This window comes from Burkholderia sp. 567 (genome assembly GCF_040545115.1).
Lineage (GTDB): Bacteria > Pseudomonadota > Gammaproteobacteria > Burkholderiales > Burkholderiaceae > Burkholderia > Burkholderia ambifaria.
In genome coordinates, this window is record NZ_JBEPLG010000005.1 from 353,689 (window position 1) to 372,055 (window position 18,367).

At 66.6% G+C, this 18,367-nt stretch carries 16 protein-coding genes; 8 read left to right on the forward strand and 8 right to left on the reverse strand.

What is annotated here, in order from left to right:
* Positions 1–10: 10 nt before the first annotated feature.
* Together ABIC50_RS17375 and ABIC50_RS17380 are read right to left on the reverse strand one after the other, a co-directional pair.
* A complete protein-coding gene (locus ABIC50_RS17375; protein WP_229081451.1) occupies positions 11–580 on the reverse strand; it encodes a methyltransferase family protein in 570 nt (189 codons plus the stop codon).
* A 67-nt stretch (positions 581–647) separates the two neighbouring features.
* Positions 648–1,550 (reverse strand): alpha/beta fold hydrolase, encoded by a 903-nt coding sequence (locus ABIC50_RS17380; RefSeq protein WP_175676316.1) that lies wholly within the window; start codon positions 1,548–1,550, stop codon positions 648–650.
* A gap of 723 nt (positions 1,551–2,273) precedes the next feature.
* On the opposite strand from ABIC50_RS17380, the gene betI reads away from it, so the two are divergent.
* From betI to betA, 3 genes are read left to right on the forward strand one after another with little or no spacing between them, the layout of a single operon-like run.
* On the forward strand, positions 2,274–2,858 hold the full coding sequence (betI, locus tag ABIC50_RS17385; protein ID WP_011659481.1) for a transcriptional regulator BetI: 585 nt from the start codon (positions 2,274–2,276) through the stop codon (positions 2,856–2,858).
* Positions 2,859–2,889: 31 nt separating this feature from the next.
* Positions 2,890–4,359, forward strand: a complete 1,470-nt coding sequence (betB, locus tag ABIC50_RS17390; RefSeq protein WP_175658803.1) for a betaine-aldehyde dehydrogenase — start codon at positions 2,890–2,892, stop codon at positions 4,357–4,359.
* 22 nt (positions 4,360–4,381) lie between these two features.
* A complete protein-coding gene (gene betA / locus ABIC50_RS17395) occupies positions 4,382–6,082 on the forward strand; it encodes a choline dehydrogenase (protein WP_354165718.1) in 1,701 nt (566 codons plus the stop codon).
* 85 nt (positions 6,083–6,167) lie between these two features.
* Here the strand turns inward: betA and ABIC50_RS17400 are convergent, their stop codons facing one another.
* The 5 genes from ABIC50_RS17400 to ABIC50_RS17420 form a co-directional block, all read right to left on the reverse strand.
* A complete protein-coding gene (locus ABIC50_RS17400; RefSeq protein ID WP_354165721.1) occupies positions 6,168–7,292 on the reverse strand; it encodes a hypothetical protein in 1,125 nt (374 codons plus the stop codon).
* Between the two features lie 230 nt (positions 7,293–7,522).
* Positions 7,523–8,026 carry a PraA/PraB family alkane oxidation protein activator gene (locus ABIC50_RS17405; protein ID WP_354165724.1) on the reverse strand — a complete coding sequence of 168 codons (504 nt, stop codon included), beginning with the start codon at positions 8,024–8,026 and terminating at the stop codon, positions 7,523–7,525.
* Positions 8,027–8,142: 116 nt separating this feature from the next.
* Positions 8,143–8,967 carry an OmpW/AlkL family protein gene (locus ABIC50_RS17410; protein ID WP_354165726.1) on the reverse strand — a complete coding sequence of 275 codons (825 nt, stop codon included), beginning with the start codon at positions 8,965–8,967 and terminating at the stop codon, positions 8,143–8,145.
* A 75-nt stretch (positions 8,968–9,042) separates the two neighbouring features.
* Positions 9,043–10,296, reverse strand: a complete 1,254-nt coding sequence (locus ABIC50_RS17415; RefSeq protein WP_354165729.1) for a DUF2957 domain-containing protein — start codon at positions 10,294–10,296, stop codon at positions 9,043–9,045.
* 71 nt (positions 10,297–10,367) lie between these two features.
* Positions 10,368–11,966, reverse strand: coding sequence for a DUF2957 domain-containing protein (locus ABIC50_RS17420; protein WP_354165731.1), 1,599 nt, complete (start codon positions 11,964–11,966; stop codon positions 10,368–10,370).
* 867 nt (positions 11,967–12,833) lie between these two features.
* On the opposite strand from ABIC50_RS17420, the gene ABIC50_RS17425 reads away from it, so the two are divergent.
* From ABIC50_RS17425 to ABIC50_RS17435, 3 genes are all read left to right on the forward strand, one after another.
* A complete protein-coding gene (locus ABIC50_RS17425; RefSeq protein WP_012366752.1) occupies positions 12,834–13,778 on the forward strand; it encodes an ABC transporter ATP-binding protein in 945 nt (314 codons plus the stop codon).
* Between the two features lie 5 nt (positions 13,779–13,783).
* Positions 13,784–14,554 (forward strand): ABC transporter permease, encoded by a 771-nt coding sequence (locus ABIC50_RS17430; RefSeq protein WP_105831839.1) that lies wholly within the window; start codon positions 13,784–13,786, stop codon positions 14,552–14,554.
* Between the two features lie 169 nt (positions 14,555–14,723).
* Entirely contained in the window at positions 14,724–15,428 is a 705-nt protein-coding gene (locus ABIC50_RS17435; RefSeq protein ID WP_011659492.1) for an oxygen-binding di-iron domain-containing protein, read from the forward strand.
* 33 nt (positions 15,429–15,461) lie between these two features.
* Here the strand turns inward: ABIC50_RS17435 and ABIC50_RS17440 are convergent, their stop codons facing one another.
* Complete coding sequence (locus ABIC50_RS17440) at positions 15,462–15,692, reverse strand: hypothetical protein (protein WP_126225976.1); 231 nt, start codon at positions 15,690–15,692, stop codon at positions 15,462–15,464.
* A 153-nt stretch (positions 15,693–15,845) separates the two neighbouring features.
* Here ABIC50_RS17440 and ABIC50_RS17445 point away from each other — a divergent pair, with 153 nt between their 5' ends.
* Complete coding sequence (locus ABIC50_RS17445) at positions 15,846–17,615, forward strand: ATP-binding protein (protein WP_354165733.1); 1,770 nt, start codon at positions 15,846–15,848, stop codon at positions 17,613–17,615.
* Positions 17,616–17,881: 266 nt separating this feature from the next.
* A complete protein-coding gene (locus ABIC50_RS17450; RefSeq protein WP_105831842.1) occupies positions 17,882–18,313 on the forward strand; it encodes a YciI family protein in 432 nt (143 codons plus the stop codon).
* The last annotated feature ends 54 nt before the right edge of the window (positions 18,314–18,367 follow it).

An 18,367-nucleotide genomic window follows, 5' to 3' on the forward strand; every position in this document is an offset into this window, starting at 1 on the left:
CGCGGAAAGATCAGTAGAAACCGGGGATCAGCGCCGCGACTTCGCGACGGTACTGCGCGTACGCCGGCCCGAAATGGCCGGTCAGCCAGCTCTCCTCGACGCGCACCTTGTACGCGAGCGACGCGAACACGAGCGCGACGCCAAGCGCGCCGCGCCACTCGCCGCCGATCAGCGCGGCGCCCACCAGCGCGATCAGGCAGCCGGTGTAGATCGGATGACGCACGAGGCCATACGGACCGGTGCGCACGAGCTCGTGGTTCTCCTTCAGCGTGACGGACACGCTCCAGTTGGTGCCGAGATGCAGCCGCGCCCACACCGAGAACAACAGCCCCGCGATCAGCACCGCGAGCCCGCACTGGGCCTGCAGGCCGAAGCGGTGCCAGTCCGGCACGAACGCGCGCAGCGTCGGGTCGGGCAGGATGATCAGCGCGCCGCCGACGATCAGCGGAATCGACTGCAGCGTGCGCGAGCGCGACGCCTCCTTGCGCACGGTCGTCTTCACGGCCTGCGACGTCATGATCCAGTAGGCGAGCCACGCGGCCCACGGAACGACGATGGCGATGGTCTGAACGATATTCACGGCTGGCCTGCCTCGTGTGGATGAGAATTCGGATGCGCGCGGCGTGCGCGGTGCGCGACGTGCCGCGTCACGACGACATGGCCGGCATCGGCGCGGACACGCACGCGTGTGCGGCGCCGAGCCCGACGCCCGCGGCAACGGGCGGCGCGTCGCAGAAGAAGCCGAGCAGCGCGGCACGCGTGGCCTCGCGCTGCGCGCGGCCTTCGATGTCGAGGAAATGACCGGCGTCGGGAATCGTCCCGAAGCGCGCACGCGGCACGTGCGCGGCGAGCTGGCGGACGTCGGCCGGCGTCGTATATTCATCGCGCTCGCCGTTCACGAACAGCAGCTCGGCGCCGATGTTCGAGAACTCGCTCAGGTAGCGCTCCGGCTGCAGCGACAGGATCTGGTCGACGTGGAACGCGACCTGATCCTGCTCGTCGCGCGGCAGGCGCGTCAGGTAGCGGTAGTTGTACAGCTTCATGATGCGCGGCAGGTAGCGGCCGACCGTGTCGTTCAGCAGCTGCGCGGCCTTCAGGTTCTCGCCGGCCGCGATGTGGTCGCGGGCGCGCGTCACGTAGTCGACCATCGCGTCGTTCAGGAACGGCGAGAACGAACAGATCGCCGCGCGCCGCACGCTCGGGCACCCGCGCGCGAGCGCGAACAGCGACGCGACGCCGCCCCACGACACCGACACGAGGAACGCGGGCGCGAAGTGCTCGACCAGATGCTGGAGGATCGCGGCTTCGTCGTCCTTCGTCAGGATGAAGCAGCCGGGGTTGTGCTGGCGCGACTGCCCGGCATACGGCAGGTCGAAGCAGATCGTGTTCATCCGCTCGCCGAGATACTGGACGGTCTGGCCGAACGACGCGGTCGTCGCGAGCGCGCCGTTGACGAGCATCGCCGTGTCGAATGACGGATCGAACACGTTCCGTTCGACGTAGACCTTCAGACCATTCGGCAGCGGGACCACGTGTTTTTCGGTCGGCATCGTCGTTCTCCGGTGGATGCGGCGTCTCGGCGTCGCGGCATGCTGCAGGTGCGCAATGGCTGGCGCCGACCGTGTTCCGGCCGTTGACCCCGCCCATTGCCGACGCACCGCGGAAAATACCCGCGGCGCCGATTCATTCCTTGTGATGCGGCGCCATCCTAATACGGGAAATATTGCTTACTCAAGTCACCCCAACGATTCCCTCTACTCCACCGGGGAATACAAGCGATTCAAATTTTTTCAGCATTTTTTATGGTAGGAGGAATCGGACGAAAAGAGGTCGCAATCGTTTGCGAGTGCGTCATGAGATGCGCCGCGCGACCAACAATATCCTTTAAACTCAACCACATAAATCGTTTAAATCGCCTGATTGAAACGAATTTCCGGAAAATGCGGGCCTCGTCTTCGGCAATTCAAATTTCCGAATCCAAAACCATTCTCACATAGCTCGACATTCTTTCGACATGTAATAAATCGGATTCGGAAACAGCCGAAACTATTGCATCGGCTTTTTCCGATCCGTTTTAAACAAACTTAAAATTATTTAACTGTCTTTCAATTCATTTTTCCGCATCCGCACAATCGCGGCGACGCCGTCGGTTTCCGGCCTCCGACACCAAATCCACCGTCAGACCCCGCTTTTTTATTGATTGAACGATCAATAAAAAACCGCTAAGCTTTCGACTTCCAGGAACGGGCCCGTCCGGGCGAAAGGAGTGCGCGATGCCGAAAGTCGGAATGCGGGAGATTCGCCGCGCACAGTTGATCGACGCCACGCTGCGCTCGATCGACGAAGCCGGCCTGCCCGGCACGACGCTCGCCTCGGTCGCGCAGCGCGCGAACATCTCGACGGGCATCGTCAGCCACTATTTCGGCGACAAGGACGGCCTGCTCGAAGCGACGATGCGGCACGTGCTGCGCGATCTGTGGGCGGCCACCACGCAACGTCGCGTCGCCGCGCGCAAGGATCCGCGTTCGCGGCTGCGCGCGATCGTCGCCGCGAACTTCGACGACACGCAGGTCAGCGCGCCCGTGATGAAGACCTGGCTCGCGTTCTGGTCGCAGAGCATGCACGACGCGATGCTCAAGCGCCTGCAGCACGTCAACACGCGGCGCCTCCATTCGAACCTGTGCGCGGAATTCGCGAAGGCGTTGCCGCGCGCGAAAGCACGGCAAGCCGCCAGCGGCCTCGCCGCGCTGATCGACGGCCTGTGGCTGCGCGGCGCCCTCGCCGGCGGCCCGATCGACACCCGGGCTGCATTGAAGCTCGCCCACGATTACATCGACCTGCTGCTCGCGTCCGACTGACGCGCAGGCAGTCGCCCTCAAGGAGATCCTCATGTCCGTATACGGTTTGCAGCGCCTCTACATCGGCGGCGGTTACGTCGACGCCACCAGCGGCAAGACTTTCGACACCTTCGATCCCGCCACCGGCGAACTGCTCGCGCAGGTGCAGCAGGCGAGCGCGGCCGACGTCGACCGCGCGGTCGCGTCGGCCCGGGAAGGCCAGCGCGAATGGGCCGCGATGACGGCGATGCAGCGCTCGCGGATCCTCCGCCGCGCGGTCGACCTGCTGCGCGAACGCAACGACGAGCTCGCGGCCATCGAGACGCGCGACACCGGCAAGCCGATCGGCGAGACGCTCGCGGTCGACATCGTCACCGGCGCGGACGTGATCGAGTACTACGCGGGCCTCGCGACCGCGATCGAAGGGCTGCAGGTGCCGCTGCGCGCCGAGTCGTTCGTCTATACGCGCCGCGAGCCGCTCGGCGTGTGCGCGGGCATCGGCGCATGGAACTACCCGATCCAGATCGCGTGCTGGAAGACGGCGCCCGCGCTCGCGGCCGGCAACGCGATGGTGTTCAAGCCGAGCGAGGTCACGCCGCTCACCGCGCTGAAGCTCGCCGAAATCTATACGGAAGCCGGCGTGCCGGCCGGCGTGTTCAACGTCGTGCAGGGCGACGGCTCGGTCGGCGCACTGCTCACCGGTCACCCGGACATCGCGAAGGTGTCGTTCACCGGCGGCGTCGAGACCGGCAAGAAGGTGATGTCGCTGGCCGGCGCGTCGTCGCTGAAGGAAGTGACGATGGAGCTCGGCGGCAAGTCGCCGCTGATCGTGTTCGAGGATGCCGATCTCGACCGCGCGGCCGACATCGCGGTGACCGCCAACTTCTTCAGCTCGGGCCAGGTCTGCACCAACGGCACGCGCGTGTTCGTGCACCGCTCGGTCAAGGACGCGTTCACGCAGCGCGTGCTCGAACGCGTGAAGCGGATTCGCGTCGGCAAGCCGACCGATGCCGACACCAACTTCGGCCCGCTCGTGTCGGCCGCGCAGCTCGACAAGGTGCTCGGCTTCATCGACAGCGGCAAGGCCGAAGGCGCGAAGCTGCTCGCCGGCGGCACGCGCCTGACCGACGGTCACTTCGCCAGCGGCCAGTACGTCGCGCCGACCGTGTTCGGCGATTGCCGCGACGACATGAAGATCGTGCGCGAAGAGATTTTCGGGCCGGTGATGAGCATCCTCGATTTCGAATCGGAGGACGAAGTAATCGCCCGCGCGAACGACACGCACTACGGCCTCGCGGCCGGCGTCGTGACCGAAAACCTGTCGCGCGCGCATCGCACGATCCATCGCCTCGAAGCCGGCATCTGCTGGATCAACACGTGGGGCGAATCGCCGGCCGAGATGCCGGTTGGCGGATACAAGCAATCCGGTGTCGGACGCGAGAACGGCATCACGACGCTCGAACACTACACTCGAATCAAGTCGGTACAGGTCGAGCTCGGCCGCTACAACCCGGTGTTTTGAGAACGATAGGAGATACCCCGTCATGACGACACGCGAATACGACTACATCATCTGCGGCGCCGGTTCCGCGGGCAACGTGCTCGCGACGCGCCTGACGGAAGATCCGAACGTCACGGTGCTGCTGCTCGAAGCGGGCGGCCCCGACTACCGCTTCGACTTCCGCACGCAGATGCCGGCAGCGCTCGCCTATCCGCTGCAGGGCCGCCGCTACAACTGGGCCTACGAGACCGACCCCGAGCCGCACATGGACAACCGCCGGATGGAATGCGGCCGCGGCAAGGGGCTCGGCGGCTCGTCGCTGATCAACGGGATGTGCTACATCCGCGGCAACGCGCTCGACTACGACAACTGGTCGACGCACAAGGGGCTCGAGAACTGGACGTATCTCGACTGCCTGCCGTACTTCAAGAAGGCCGAGACGCGCGACGTCGGCCCGAACGACTATCACGGCGGCAACGGCCCCGTGTCGGTCACGACCAGCAAGCCGGGCGCGAACCCGCTGTTCGAGGCGATGGTCGATGCAGGCGTGCAGGCCGGCTATCCGCGCACCGACGACCTGAACGGCTATCAGCAGGAAGGCTTCGGGCCGATGGATCGCACCGTCACGCCGAAGGGCCGCCGCGCCAGCACCGCGCGCGGCTACCTCGACCAGGCGAAGGGCCGGCCGAACCTCGAGATCGTCACGCACGCGCTCGCCGACCGCATCCTGTTCGACGGCAAGCGCGCGTCGGGCGTCACGTACCTGCGCGGCAGCGAGCGCGCGACCGCGCACGCGCGCCGCGAGGTCCTCGTGTGCAGCGGCGCGATCGCGTCGCCGCAACTGCTGCAACGCTCGGGCGTCGGCCCCGGCGCATGGCTGAAGGAACTCGACATCCCGATCGTGCTCGACCTGCCCGGCGTCGGCCAGAACCTGCAGGATCACCTGGAGATGTACATCCAGTACGAGTGCAAGGAGCCGGTGTCGCTGTATCCGGCGCTCAAGTGGTGGAACCAGCCGAAGATCGGCCTCGAATGGATGTTGAACGGCACGGGCCTCGGCGCGAGCAATCACTTCGAGGCGGGCGGCTTCATCCGCACGCGCGACGACGATCCGTGGCCGAACATTCAGTATCACTTCCTGCCCGTTGCGATCAACTACAACGGCTCGAATGCGATCGAGATGCACGGCTTCCAGGCGCACGTCGGGTCGATGCGTTCGCCGAGCCGCGGCCGCGTGAAGCTGCGCTCGCGCGATCCGAACGCGCACCCGAGCATCCTGTTCAACTACATGGCCGAAGCGCTCGACTGGCGCGAGTTCCGCGATGCGATCCGCGCGACGCGCGAAATCATGCGGCAGCCCGCGCTCGACCGCTATCGCGGCCGCGAGCTGAACCCGGGCGCCGACTGCAAGTCGGACAAGGAGCTCGACACGTTCGTGCGGGCCCGCGCGGAAACCGCGTTCCATCCGTCGTGCTCGTGCAAGATGGGCTACGACGACATGGCCGTGGTCGACGAAGAAGGTCGCGTGCACGGGCTGGAAGGGCTGCGCGTCGTCGATGCGTCGATCATGCCGATCATTACCACCGGCAACCTGAACGCGCCGACGATCATGATCGCGGAGAAGATCGCCGACAAGATCCGTGGCCGCCAGCCGCTCGCGCGTGTCGACGTGCCTTACTTCGTCGCGAACGGGGCGATGGCGCGCAATGTCGCGAAGGCGGTGCGGCAGCCGGAGACGGTGTAATCGCACCAGCGCCTCCGCCCCGCGCACAGCGGCGGTGGCGGCAGCAACATGCACGGCTCGCGGCGTTTTCGCCGCGAGCCGTTTTTCATTCGGCGCGCCCGGCGCCAGTACGGAACCGTGTGATGGTCGCCCGCCTCGGCCGCACGCGTTTCGCACGCACGATCGGATTCGCGCGCGACGTCAGGCTCATCGCGCCGCGCAAATGCTCGAACGCGACCTCCTCCTTCCGCCCGAAGCGGCCGACCGCCGGCCACGCCAGCGTTTCATCGAGCCACGCCTGCCACGCGTCGCCGTGAAAGCGGCGCGCGAATTCGCGCACTGTGTCCGGCGCCGCGATCACGATGCCCGCCAGCAGGTAATACGCCCAGAAGCTGCCCGCGCCGACGAGCCGGTCGAGCCGGCACGCGGACACCGCCGCGAGCAGACCGTCCACCGACGCAAGATCGGCGCGGCGTTCGCGAATCGCGCGCGCGACGAGATTGTGCTGACCGCCGTATGCGGCAAAGGAAATCCCCTTGCCGGCGGCCAGCTCCGCGCAGAACATCGCGAGCGCGGCCATCTCGTCGATGCGCGCGGCATCGTCGCGCGGCCCGCACACGCGCAGCACGATCGCATCGATGACGTCCCCCGGCCGTGCCGACGGCTCCACGCACGCCGCCGCGACGGCCGCGCGTCGTTCTCTCAGGTTCTTCGCGCTCGGCGCTTCGCCGTTCGCGGGCCGGGCTCGTGCGTCCTGCTCGTCGGCATCGTCGCTGCCTCGATCCACGCCACGAGCAATCCGCTCGAGCGCGGCCCAGCCGTCGTCGGGATCGTCGAAGGTCCACGCATCGACGAAGCCATGCGCGGCTTCGAATACCGCGCGCGATCCCGGGCAGCATCGCTCCGCGTACGCGAGCTGCCGCGCGTCGGGCACGTGCATGCATGCGCCAGGCGGATCGCTCGCATCGCATGCGCAACCGCCGCCGTCCGTTGCCATCCACGGCGCGAGCGCATGCAGGACGGCGATCGCTTCGTGCGACAGGTTCAAGCCCGCTCGCACGCGTGCCGCGCGCGACGACGGCGGAACGTCAGTCGCGCCGTCGTCGTCGGCCGCCGCCACGCAAGCCGCTTCGGACAGGTGTTCGATCAGATACTGCAGCCACGCGGCCGTGCGCAGCCGGTCAGGCGTCGCACCGCGGGCAGCGCCATACTTCGCTGGGTCGGTGAGCATGTGGCGAATCGGAATGGTTGTGTTGTTTTGGGTTCGGTCGAAGCAGGCGGCACGGTGCGTCGCACCGGCCCCTGGTATGGCCGCCCGCGTCGGATCGCGACGCAGGCGGTCAGCCGGTCGCCGCGCCGATACGCGCGACGACACGAATGCAGCTCGAAACCGGAACGCCCGCCGCGCATCCTTGCACGGCCCTCGTCGATGGCGGGCGCCCGGCCTCGATCACGCGACGCTTACTGCACGTGGAACTTCGGCGACGTGACGACCGTGCCGCCGACCGTACAGTCCGGTGTCAGCACGGCATTGTTGAACGTCAGCGACGAGTTCGGATCGTTCCACGTCGTCACGACCTTGCTCGGCCCGCACGTGCCGAGCAGCGTGACGTTCACCTTCACGTTGTTGATCGACAGCTGCGTCGTACTGTCGGCCTGCCCGGTCCACGGCGACGCGCTGGTCGCGCTGCCGCTGATCAGGCCGCACGTCGCGCCGCCCGTAAACGTCGTCGACGTGATGTTGACGACGCCCGTCGATGAGATCGTGCCGTTGAACGTCGCGTTGCAGGTCGCGTTGATCGACCCCTTGGCCAGGGCCGTAAGGCCCGTCGCAGAGAATGGCTCCCCGTTCGGGTTCATGGCCTGACCGTCGGCGCGCGACACGGTGACGGCGAAAGCAGGCGCGGCCGAAACCGCGGTGAATGCCACTGCAGCAACAAGCGATACGATTTTGCGAATGCTCATTTGAACTGCCCCCTCTCTCTTCACAAATGGCGGCATGCCGCCAGGAACGCGACGTCCCGGCCGGATCGCTCCGGCCGCTCGGTCGCAGGAAGCCGCCGGCACGCGTGCCGCACGGCTCAGAACTTGTAGGAAATGCCGACGAACGTGATCAGCGGATCGGCCTTCAGCCGCGTGCGCGTAGTCGCGAGCGTCGAGCCGTCGGCCGCCTTGATCACGAGCGACGAGTAGGTCTTCAGCGGCATGTAGGTCAGCGTCGCCGTGAGCCCCCAGTGCTTGTCGATCGCATAGCTCGCGCCGACGTTGTAGACCGGCGTGAACGACGACGACGCCTTGCCCTCCACCGACGTCGGCCCCGGCTTGCCGGCGCCGGCCGCGAGCACGCTGCCGAGGTTCTCGTTGATGTCCTTCGCGAAGTTGCCGTTCAGTTCGATGTTGCTGAACCAGCTGTAGGCCACGCCGATCCCGACGAACGGACGGAACTTCGCGGTCGGCGCATTGAAGTAGTACTGCAGAATGATCGTCGGGCTCCACTGCCGCGCATTCTTCACGGCCGGCTGGTTCGACGTCTTGTCCATGTCGACGCTGCCGAGCGAGCCGGCCGGGCCGGGCGGCCGGATCACGCCGTGCCCGGTCAGCGTGAACTCGGGCGGCACGCCGAGCACCGACGTCACCGCGATGTGGTCGGTGAAGAAGTGCGTGAGCGTGAGGCCGACCGTATCGGCGTTGTTGACCGTCAGGCTCGTGCCCGGCGACGTGAACGAACCGGGCAGCCGCAGCGGCCCGTTGATCGGCATGTTCGCGAGATTCGTCGTCAGCCCGTTGGTCGAATCCTGCGGCATGATGTGCAGCCAGCCCAGCGTCGCGACGTTGTCGCCCGCCTGCTGGGCCGATGCGAGCGTCGACACGCCTGCGACGACACCCGCGGCAATCAGCTTCTTCATGAAACCTCTCCCCCTCGTTCTGTCCGGGCGCCGCGCATCCGCGCGCGGCGCCGCCGTGTCTCCATCCGCGTGTGGTCACTGCACGAACGCGCCGACCGTGAAGTACGGATTGCTCGTATCGGCCATGTCGAGGAACCCGAACACGCCGCCGGTGAACACGAACTTGCCGGTCGCCGGCCCCGACGCCGCATCCGCATGCACCGTCGTCACGACGCCCGGCACCTTCTGCGCGTAGTCGAGGTTCAGCGCGCGCGTGAGCGCCGCCTGCGACGCGTTGAACGGATCGAGCAGCGTCGCCTGCGCGCCGACGAGCGCGGTCGCGCGGTAGTTGAACGCACTGTCGACGCCCGTGTACTCGCCGTTCTGCGAGCCCGGCGCGACCGCCGCCTGCGGGCTCAGGAACGAGATGCCCGATTCGTCGTCCGCGCTCGGCGGGCCCTGCGTGAGGTCCGCGTTCGCGGCGCCGGTGCGGATGAAGACCGGCACGAGCTGGTTGCGCAGCTTGCCGACGATCAGGATCCCCTTGCCGGCCTTCGCCGGATCCAGCGCGGCGAGCGTCGGCGGCACCTGCGGCTGGTAGTTCAGCGACTGGAATGCCGGCGCGTCCGGGCGCAGCGTGAACGGCTGGTTCACGGTCGCGCTCGATGCGAACGGCTGCCCGCCGTTCTTCTTGCCGAAGTTGTCCGTTTCGACGTAGCTGCCGTCCGCGTTGATCGTCACCTGCTGGTCGAGCGCCACCGGCTGGAAGTTCTGCGACGGCACCTGGTGGTAGCCGAGCTGGTTGTATGTACCGGCGATCTTCGACAGATCGGTTTCGAGCGACGAGAAGCTGATGAACGGGTAGTACGGGAACGTCGTTTTCGTGATCTTGCCGACACCGATCACGCCGTCGAACTGGATCGTCGCGCCGGGAATCGCGCCGCCCAGCACGCCCTCGCCGAGGAACAGGCGGGCCGGCCGGCTCGGGTCGAGGCTCGCGTTCTGCATCCGGAACGTGCACTGGTTCAGCTTCACGGTCGGCAGGCCGGTCTCGTCGGCCAGCGTGCCGTCGACGACGTTGGCCGGCGCCGTGTCGCGCGTCGGCTGCACGGTACCGGTAGTGGTCGGCACGGGCGACGCGAGGTAGGTCATCCGGTACGTCATCTTCGTCGTGTCGAGCTGCACCTTCACGAGTTCGCCCGAACCCGACCCGCCGATGAACACCGTGTTGTAGTCGATGGACTGCGGGCACAGCCGCACCACCGGCGCGGGCGGCGGGTCGCCGTCGCCGCCGCAGGCGGCCAGCACGGGCGCGAGCGATGCCGCGGCCATCCAATGCTTCACATTCATAGGAATCCTCTTGAATTTCGATTCGCCGGCGGCGACGCATGCGCCGCCGGTGTTCCGTGTTCGTTACGCCGTTACTGGACGAACGCGCCGACCGTGAAGAACGGGTTGATCTTGTTGTTGTTGACGACCATCGCGTAGACATTCCCGGCCGTCACCAGCCAACCGGTGTCGCCCTTGCTGAAGATTGCCACGTTGCCGTTCGCACCCTTCGCGTTGAAGTCCTGCGACGCCGTGACCTTGATCTTGCCGGGCGTGGCCTGCGTGTAGTCGAGCGCGAACTGCGAACTCACGGACGACGTCTGCGGGTCGATGAATGCAGCGGTATTGCCCTGAAACAGTGTGGACGTGTAGTTGGCGGCGAGCGTCGACACGGCGCTGCCGTCCGTGCAGTTTCCGGCCTCGGGCATGAAGAACGTGCCGTTGAACGTGCCGGGCAGGTCCGGATGCGGCACGAGGCTGTCGAAGCTCGGTCCCGAAATCCCCGGTGCCCCATACACGCCGTTGGACGTCACGACGCCGCACGCGGAGGCGCTCGTCGCCCCGATGAAACCGCCCTTCAGCACATTCGTCGCGACGGCCTGCGCGGGCGACAGCATCGAGATGCCGACTTCCGCGTCGGCGACCGACGCCAGCAGGTTGCTTGCATCGGCGTGCGAGTAGCCGACGCGAATCACGATCGGTATCAGCGCCCCGTTCAGCTTGCCGACGATCATCACGCCATGCGCCTGGGTCGGCGACAGCAGCACGAGCGGCTGCTCCTGGCCGGCCGACGGATACGGCAAGCCCGGTTTCGCGCTGCTGACGAACACGTTGTCGGCACTGCCGTCCGTGTTCTTGCGCAGCGTCCACGGCGTACCGGTCGTCTGGCACGAGTAGTCGCTGCCCGGCGTGATCGTGCACGTGCCGTCCGCGCCGAGCGTCTGGTTCCAGTTCACGACATCCGGCTGCCAGCCTTGCGGGGTGGCGGTCTGGTAGCTGCTGCCCGTCGGCGACAGATGAATGCCGACTTCGTTGTACACGCCGGCCACCTTGGTGAAATCCGTCTCGGTGTCGGTAAAGCCGATGAACGGATAGAAATCGAACGTGCGCGACGGCACGGTGCCGATATAGAGACCCGGCGCGAGCGGAATGCCGTCGAACTGAATCGTCGCGCCCGGAATCCCGCCGCCGACCACGCCGTTCCCGACGAACAGCATCGGCGGATCGGTGCGCTTGATCGTCACCGAATACGCACCGTCGCTCGTCGCGCCGCTGTCGAGCACGAACGCGCAGCGGTTCTGCTCGGCCGTCGGCAGGTTGGTCGGATGATGGAACACGCCGTTGATCGTCAGCCCCGCGCGCGTGTCGTTGACCTGCCCCGCCGACGTCGGCACCGACGATTCGATGAACTGCATCTGATAGGTCAGCTTGATCGTGTCGAACTTCACCTTCACGTATTCGCCGCTGCCGGCGCCGCCCGTGTAGGTCGTCGTGTAGTCGAGCGAATCCGGACACAGCTTCGTCACGACGGGCGGCGTCGTTTCGGCGCCGCTCGGCCCGCATGCGCTGCCCGAGCACTGCGGCACGTTGATCGGGCCCGGATCGTCGCCGCCGCCGCAACCGGCGACGAACGGCAGCGCCAGCACGGCGCACGACAGGATCGCCTTCCGCCATTCAGGAATGCAAAGCATCAACCCCTCCTTTTCAGATACGACAGGTCTCGTGCGGACGGGCTGCGTGGCCCGCCGGTTGGTATTGCGCCGCCGCGAGCGTGCGCGGCGCATGACGATGCGCGCCATGCGCGCCGCGCGGCCGGATCGGCAGATGCGATCACGACCGCCGCGGCAGGCAAGCGCAGTCCGGCGGCGCCGTCATGCGGCACGGCGCCAGCGGGACACTCGAAACGGAATGGGGTGCGTCGCTACAGCGGTAACGCGATGCGATGACGCGGGCGTGCGACTCGCGTCGTGCCCGCATCCAGCGAAAAGCGCGGACATGACAGTCCGGCCGGGCCCTCGGATAGGCGTCTCATGTATTGGTCTCCGTACGTACGCTTGATTCGTTATCGTGATGCGTCGTTGGACGAGACTATGATCGGACGATCCGCACAAGTAAATGGATGCAGAGTTCCAAACGTGCGCGAACCGCGCAATCCTAGTGTGTTCAAGCTGCTTGACAGTTTTTCAAACGGCCTTCAATTTATTTGCTCAGACAAATACCGACCCGGTGTAACGCGCAGGGGAACGATGGCGGTCGACTCGCGCACCGGTCGGGCGCAAACGACGCGCATTGTTCGCTCGATTCAAATAAAGCATCCCTTTATTGAATGACGCATGTGCAATTCCCGCAAATCCCGCGCCGGCATCGCATGCCTTTTCCATCGAAATGCATTTCCATCTGCCGATTGCTAATATGGCGGTCCTGCGATCCCGCACCCCAACGCCGTTCGACATGACGCCCGTTCGCCATGCCGCCCCCGACCCCGCCCCCCTCAAGGCAGCGGCGCCGGGCACGTGCGGCGCGCGGCGTCGGACCGACCGGCCGTGCCATCCGTGAGCATGCAACCGATCCTTTCCGTCTCCGACCTTTCCAAGACCTACGCGTCCGGCTTCCAGGCGCTGAAGCACGTGACCCTCGACATCCGCCCGGGCGAGATCTTCGCGCTGCTCGGGCCGAACGGCGCGGGCAAGACCACGCTGATCGGCTCGATCTGCGGCATCGTCACGCCAACCGAGGGCCGCGTGACGGTCGGCGGCCACGACATCCGCGACGCGTATCGCGCGGCGCGCGAAATGATCGGCCTCGTGCCGCAGGAGCTGACCACCGACGCGTTCGAAACCGTATGGGCGACCGTGTCGTTCAGCCGCGGCCTGTTCGGCAAGGCACCCGACCCCGCGCACATCGAGAAGACGCTGAAGGCGCTGTCGCTGTGGGACAAGCGCGACAACAAGCTGATGACGCTGTCGGGCGGCATGAAGCGCCGCGTGATGATCGCGAAGGCGCTCGCGCACGAGCCGCGCATCCTGTTCCTCGACGAGCCGACGGCCGGCGTCGACGTCGAGCTGCGCCGCGACATGTGGAAGCTCGTCGATTCGCTGCGCGACAGCGGCGTGACGATTCTGCTGACCACGCACTACATCGAGGAAGCCGAGGAAATGGCCGACCGGATCGGCATCATCCTCGGCGGCGAACTCGTGCTCGTCGAAGAGAAACGCGAGCTGATGCGCAAGCTCGGGAAGAAGCAACTGACCGTGCAGCTCGAACACCCGCTCGCGGACGTGCCGGCCGAACTCGCCACGTTCGGGCTCGAACGCGCGGACGACGGCGCCGCGCTCGTCTATACGTACGACTCGCAGCGCGACGACGCGAGCATCGCGAAGCTGATCAACGCGCTCGGCTCGGCCGGCATCGGCTTTCGCGACCTGCATACGACGCAGAGCTCGCTCGAGGATATTTTCGTCAGCCTGATCGACAACCGCCGCAACGGCGCACAAGGGGCGTAACGCACATGGCGAACTGGAATCTGCATGGCATCCGCGCGATCTATCGCGCCGAAATGGCCCGCACGCGCCGCACGCTGATGCAAAGCATCATCGCGCCGGTGATCTCGACGTCGCTGTACTTCGTCGTGTTCGGTTCGGCGATCGGCTCGCGCATCAGCGACGTGAACGGGATCGGCTACGGGTCGTTCATCGTGCCGGGCCTCGTGATGCTGTCGCTGCTGTCGCAGAGCATCTCGAACGCGTCGTTCGGCATCTACTTCCCGCGCTTCACCGGCACGATCTACGAGATATTGTCCGCGCCCGTGTCGTACTGGGAGATCGTGATCGCGTACGTGGGCGCGGCCGCGTCGAAGTCGCTGCTGCTCGGGGTGATCATCCTCGCGACAGCCGGTCTGTTCGTGCCGCTGCACATCCTGCATCCGTTCTGGATGGTGCTGTTCCTCGTGCTGACGTCGATCACCTTCAGCCTGTTCGGGTTCGTGATCGGCATCTGGGCCGACAGCTTCGAGAAGCTGCAACTCGTGCCGCTGCTGATCATCACGCCGCTCACGTTCCTCGGCGGCAGCTTCTATTCGGTGGACATGCTGCCGCCCGCGTGGCGCATCGTCACGCTGTTCAACCCGATCGTCTACCTGATCAGCGGCTTCCGCTGGTCGTTCTACGGGCTGGCCGACGTGCACGTGGGGATCAGCCTCGCGGCGACCACGCTGTTCCTCGCGATCCTGCTCGCGATCGTCGCGTGGATGTTCCGCACCGGCTACAAGCTGAAGAACTGACGCAGCGCGTGCTGCCGTGCACCCGGCACGGCCGCTGCGATCGCCGGTTCGCGCATCGGGAGCGGCGCTGCTAGACTGGATCGGAAGATCGACCGCTGCCGCCTGTCGCACCGCAACCAGCGGGGCACGGGCGGCGCGGCTCCCGCCCCTTCCCTGCGCGAGGACCCCGATGAGCGCCTCCCGAATCGACGCCGTTCGCGACGGCCTGTTTCGCGCGACGACCTACGTCGACACGCTGAACCTGTGCTTCAGCCAGTTCTTCGTACGATCGCCGCACGGCGACGTGCTGTGCGTCGAAACGGGCACCCGATCGAATTTCACGCAGCTGAGCGCGGCGCTCGACGGCGTCGGCATCGCGCCGTCGATGGTCAGCAGCGTGATCGTCCCGCACTTCGAGGCGGACGAAATGGGCGCGCTGCCCGATTTCCTCGCGGCCAACCCGGCGCTCGTCGCGTACGGACATCCGATGTGTACATGGGGGCTCGCCGACGTGTTCGGCGTGCGCGCGATTCCGCTGAAGGATGGGGAGCCGACGACGCTGTCGGGCACCGGCGTCGTGCCGGTCTTCACGACGCACGTGCATCAGTGGGATGCGCTCGTCGTGTATCTGCCGGCGTACAAGGCGCTGCTGTCGTCGGACATTTTGATGCGCTTCGGCCGGGAGGACGCCGACGATCCTCTGCCCGAGATCCTTGACGCGATCACGCGCTCCGACTACCTGCCGTCGCTCGCGCACCTGGCGCGCGCGCTGCGCCGCATCCAGGCGCTCGATCTCGACATCATCCTGCCGATGCACGGCCCGGCGATCACGCACGACATTCCGCGCGTGATCGCCGGTGTCATCGCCCACTGCGAGGCGGCCGCGGCGGCGTAGCGCGCGCGGCGCCGCGCGGCCGGCTTTGGCCGGTCAGGCGCCGGTCACGACGAATTCAGCGGCCGCCTTGCTCTGGACCGCTGCCATCACCGCGAGCTCACTTTTGCTGTGCGGCTCGCCGGACGCGACGCCCGTCGCATGCCGGGCCTTCGCGCCGACCGGAAAGAACACGAACGACGCGCCGGCCGGCGCATCGGGCTCGGCCCGCAGGCGTTTGTTCAGGATCTTGAGGTATTTTTTCTTCGAGACTTCCTTCGTTGCCATGGCGCCCTCCACATGAACGTGATGCTGGTCAGCATACCAGTTTTGACAGGCGATTCCGGAGCCCCGCCGCGCGATCGATCTGCACTAGAATGAATCGGCTCACGCGACTCGCCGCGCAGGCCGCGGCCGTCATGTCATTAACGGAGCGTTTCCATGCATGCCGAATTATTCGCGCAGCATCATGATTGCCCGGGCTGGGAAGGCGAAATGGCCCGGCGCGTCGCTGCCTTCGACTGGTCGTCCACCGGTCTCGGCCCGCTCGACGGCTGGTCGGCGAGCCTGATCGCCGCCGTGCGCACCGTGCTCGCGTCGCCGCTGCCGCTGGTGATGCTGTGGGGCCGGCCCGGCTACATGATCTACAACGACGCGTATGCCGGGTTCGCCGGCGGGCGCCACCCCTATCTGCTCGGCCAGCCGGTCGAACTCGGCTGGCCCGAGGTCGCCGAGTTCAACCGCAACGTGATGAACACCTGCCTCGCGGGCGGCACGCTGTCGTATCGCGACAAGGAGCTCGTGCTGCTGCGCAGCGGGCGGCCCGAAGACGTATGGATGGATCTGCATTACAGCCCGCTGCCCGACGACGATGGCGCACCGGGCGGCGTGCTCGCCGTCGTGATCGAGACGACCGAACGCGTGCTCGCCACGCGTCATCGCGAACAGGCGGAAGCGGCGCTGCAGTCGTCCAACGATGCGCTGCGCCGCCTGACCGAAACGCTCGAGCAACGCGTGGCCGATGCGATCGCCGAGCGCGCGGCGGTCGAGGAGCAGTTGCGCCACTCGCAGAAGATGGAAGCGATCGGCAGCCTGACCGGCGGCATCGCGCACGACTTCAACAACGTGCTGCAGGTGATCAGCGGCAACCTGCAGATTCTGGCCGTCGAGCTCGGCGAGCGCGCGAGCGCGCAGCCGCGAATCGAAAGCGCGAACAACGCGGTGCGGCGCGGCGCGCAACTGGCGTCGCACCTGCTGGCCTTCGCGCGGCGCCAGCCGTTGTCGGCGACGGTGCTCAATCCGCATCAGCTGATCCACGGGATGAGCGAGATGCTGCACCGCGCGCTCGGCGAAACCGTGCGGATCGTCACCGCGCTGGCACCCGACGTCGGCAACGTGCTCGCCGATCGACACCAGCTCGAGAACGCGCTGCTCAATCTTGCGATCAATGCGCGCGATGCGATGAGCGGCGACGGCACGCTGACGATCGCCGCGTACAACGACGCGCATCCCACGCAGGCCGGCGGCGCACGGCGCTCGCCATTGCCGGCCGGCGAATACGTGACGTTCGAGATCAGCGATACGGGGGCCGGCATGACGGCCGACGTGCTCGAGCGCGTGTTCGAACCATTCTTCACGACCAAGCCGGACGGCGAAGGCACCGGGCTCGGGCTCAGCATGGTGTTCGGCTTCGTCAAGCAAAGCGGCGGCCATACGTCGATCGAAAGCACGCCGGGCCAGGGCACGACCGTGCGGCTCACATTTCCGCGCTGTCACGATGACTGCGCCGAAGAGCCTGCCCGCGTGCCGCAGCACGACGCCGCGCGCGGCCGCGAAACCATCCTGGTCGTCGAGGACGATGCGGAGGTCCGGCTGACCGTGGTCGACATGCTCACGCAGCTCGGCTACAAGGTGCTGACCGCGTCCGACGGCGAAGCCGCGCTGCAGATACTCGACTGCGACGCGCATATCGACCTGCTGTTTACCGACGTGATCATGCCGGGCCACATCAAGGGCGGCGAACTCGCGCGCCGCGCCGCGCAGCGCACGCCGCCGTTGCCCGTGCTGTTCACGTCCGGCTACACGCGCGACGAGATCTTCCACTCCGGGCGGCTCGATCCCGGCGTCATGCTGCTCGGCAAGCCGTACCGCCGCGACGAACTCGCGGCCCGGATCCGCGACATGCTCGACGCGCATCCCAAGGCGGCGTGAGCGGGTGACTTGCCGGCGTGCGTGCGCCGGTGCGGGCCACGGAGTCGGTCGTCGAGCCCGAAGCTTTGAGGCCCCCTGCCGCACGGACGATATCGGATACGCCGCGGCGCCTCGCCAGTCGCCAGTCAGCGGTCACCGGAATTTTTTTGTCCGCGATGTCGATTCGCGCGAGCGTCGCGCGTCGTAGTGTCGTAACCGATCGATTTGCCGGTCCCCACGGCCGGCCGATAGCGGATTCTCCCTTTCACGTTCAAGGAGCAACGACAATGCGCGTCATGGTGATCGTCAAGGCAACGGCCTCTTCCGAAGCGGGCGCGATGCCCGATACCGAACTGCTGGCCGCGATGGGCAAGTACAACGAGGAACTCGTGAAAGCCGGCGTGATGCTTGCCGGCGAAGGCCTCCATCCGAGTTCGCGCGGCAAGCGCGTGCATTTCTCCGGCAAGGACCGAACGGTCGTCGATGGCCCGTTCGCCGAGACCAAGGAACTGATCGCCGGCTACTGGCTGTGGCAGGTGAATTCGATGGAAGAAGCCGTCGAATGGGTCAAGCGCTGCCCGAATCCGATGCCGACCGAGTCGGACATCGAGATCCGGCCGATCTTCTCGCCCGAGGACTTCGGCGAAGCATTCACGCCGGAGCTTCAGGAACAGGAAGCGCGGCTGCGCGCGGAGATGGATCGTAAGCACGACGCGTGAGCCGGGCCGGACTGCAGTAGGGGCCCGGGTATCCCGGCCGGCGTCTCCGAACAA

Excerpts from the sequence above, each read along its gene's own strand:
- ABIC50_RS17380 (WP_175676316.1), bottom strand. The coding sequence starts at position 1,550 with ATGCCGACCGAAAAACACGTGGTCCCGCTGCCGAATGGTCTGAAGGTC.
- betI (WP_011659481.1), top strand. The coding sequence starts at position 2,274 with ATGCCGAAAGTCGGAATGCGGGAGATTCGCCGCGCACAGTTGATCGAC.
- betB (WP_175658803.1), top strand. The coding sequence starts at position 2,890 with ATGTCCGTATACGGTTTGCAGCGCCTCTACATCGGCGGCGGTTACGTC.
- betA (WP_354165718.1), top strand. The coding sequence starts at position 4,382 with ATGACGACACGCGAATACGACTACATCATCTGCGGCGCCGGTTCCGCG.
- ABIC50_RS17400 (WP_354165721.1), bottom strand. The coding sequence starts at position 7,292 with ATGCTCACCGACCCAGCGAAGTATGGCGCTGCCCGCGGTGCGACGCCT.
- ABIC50_RS17405 (WP_354165724.1), bottom strand. The coding sequence starts at position 8,026 with ATGAGCATTCGCAAAATCGTATCGCTTGTTGCTGCAGTGGCATTCACC.
- ABIC50_RS17410 (WP_354165726.1), bottom strand. The coding sequence starts at position 8,967 with ATGAAGAAGCTGATTGCCGCGGGTGTCGTCGCAGGCGTGTCGACGCTC.
- ABIC50_RS17415 (WP_354165729.1), bottom strand. The coding sequence starts at position 10,296 with ATGAATGTGAAGCATTGGATGGCCGCGGCATCGCTCGCGCCCGTGCTG.
- ABIC50_RS17420 (WP_354165731.1), bottom strand. The coding sequence starts at position 11,966 with ATGCTTTGCATTCCTGAATGGCGGAAGGCGATCCTGTCGTGCGCCGTG.
- ABIC50_RS17425 (WP_012366752.1), top strand. The coding sequence starts at position 12,834 with ATGCAACCGATCCTTTCCGTCTCCGACCTTTCCAAGACCTACGCGTCC.
- ABIC50_RS17430 (WP_105831839.1), top strand. The coding sequence starts at position 13,784 with ATGGCGAACTGGAATCTGCATGGCATCCGCGCGATCTATCGCGCCGAA.
- ABIC50_RS17435 (WP_011659492.1), top strand. The coding sequence starts at position 14,724 with ATGAGCGCCTCCCGAATCGACGCCGTTCGCGACGGCCTGTTTCGCGCG.
- ABIC50_RS17440 (WP_126225976.1), bottom strand. The coding sequence starts at position 15,692 with ATGGCAACGAAGGAAGTCTCGAAGAAAAAATACCTCAAGATCCTGAAC.
- ABIC50_RS17445 (WP_354165733.1), top strand. The coding sequence starts at position 15,846 with ATGCATGCCGAATTATTCGCGCAGCATCATGATTGCCCGGGCTGGGAA.
- ABIC50_RS17450 (WP_105831842.1), top strand. The coding sequence starts at position 17,882 with ATGCGCGTCATGGTGATCGTCAAGGCAACGGCCTCTTCCGAAGCGGGC.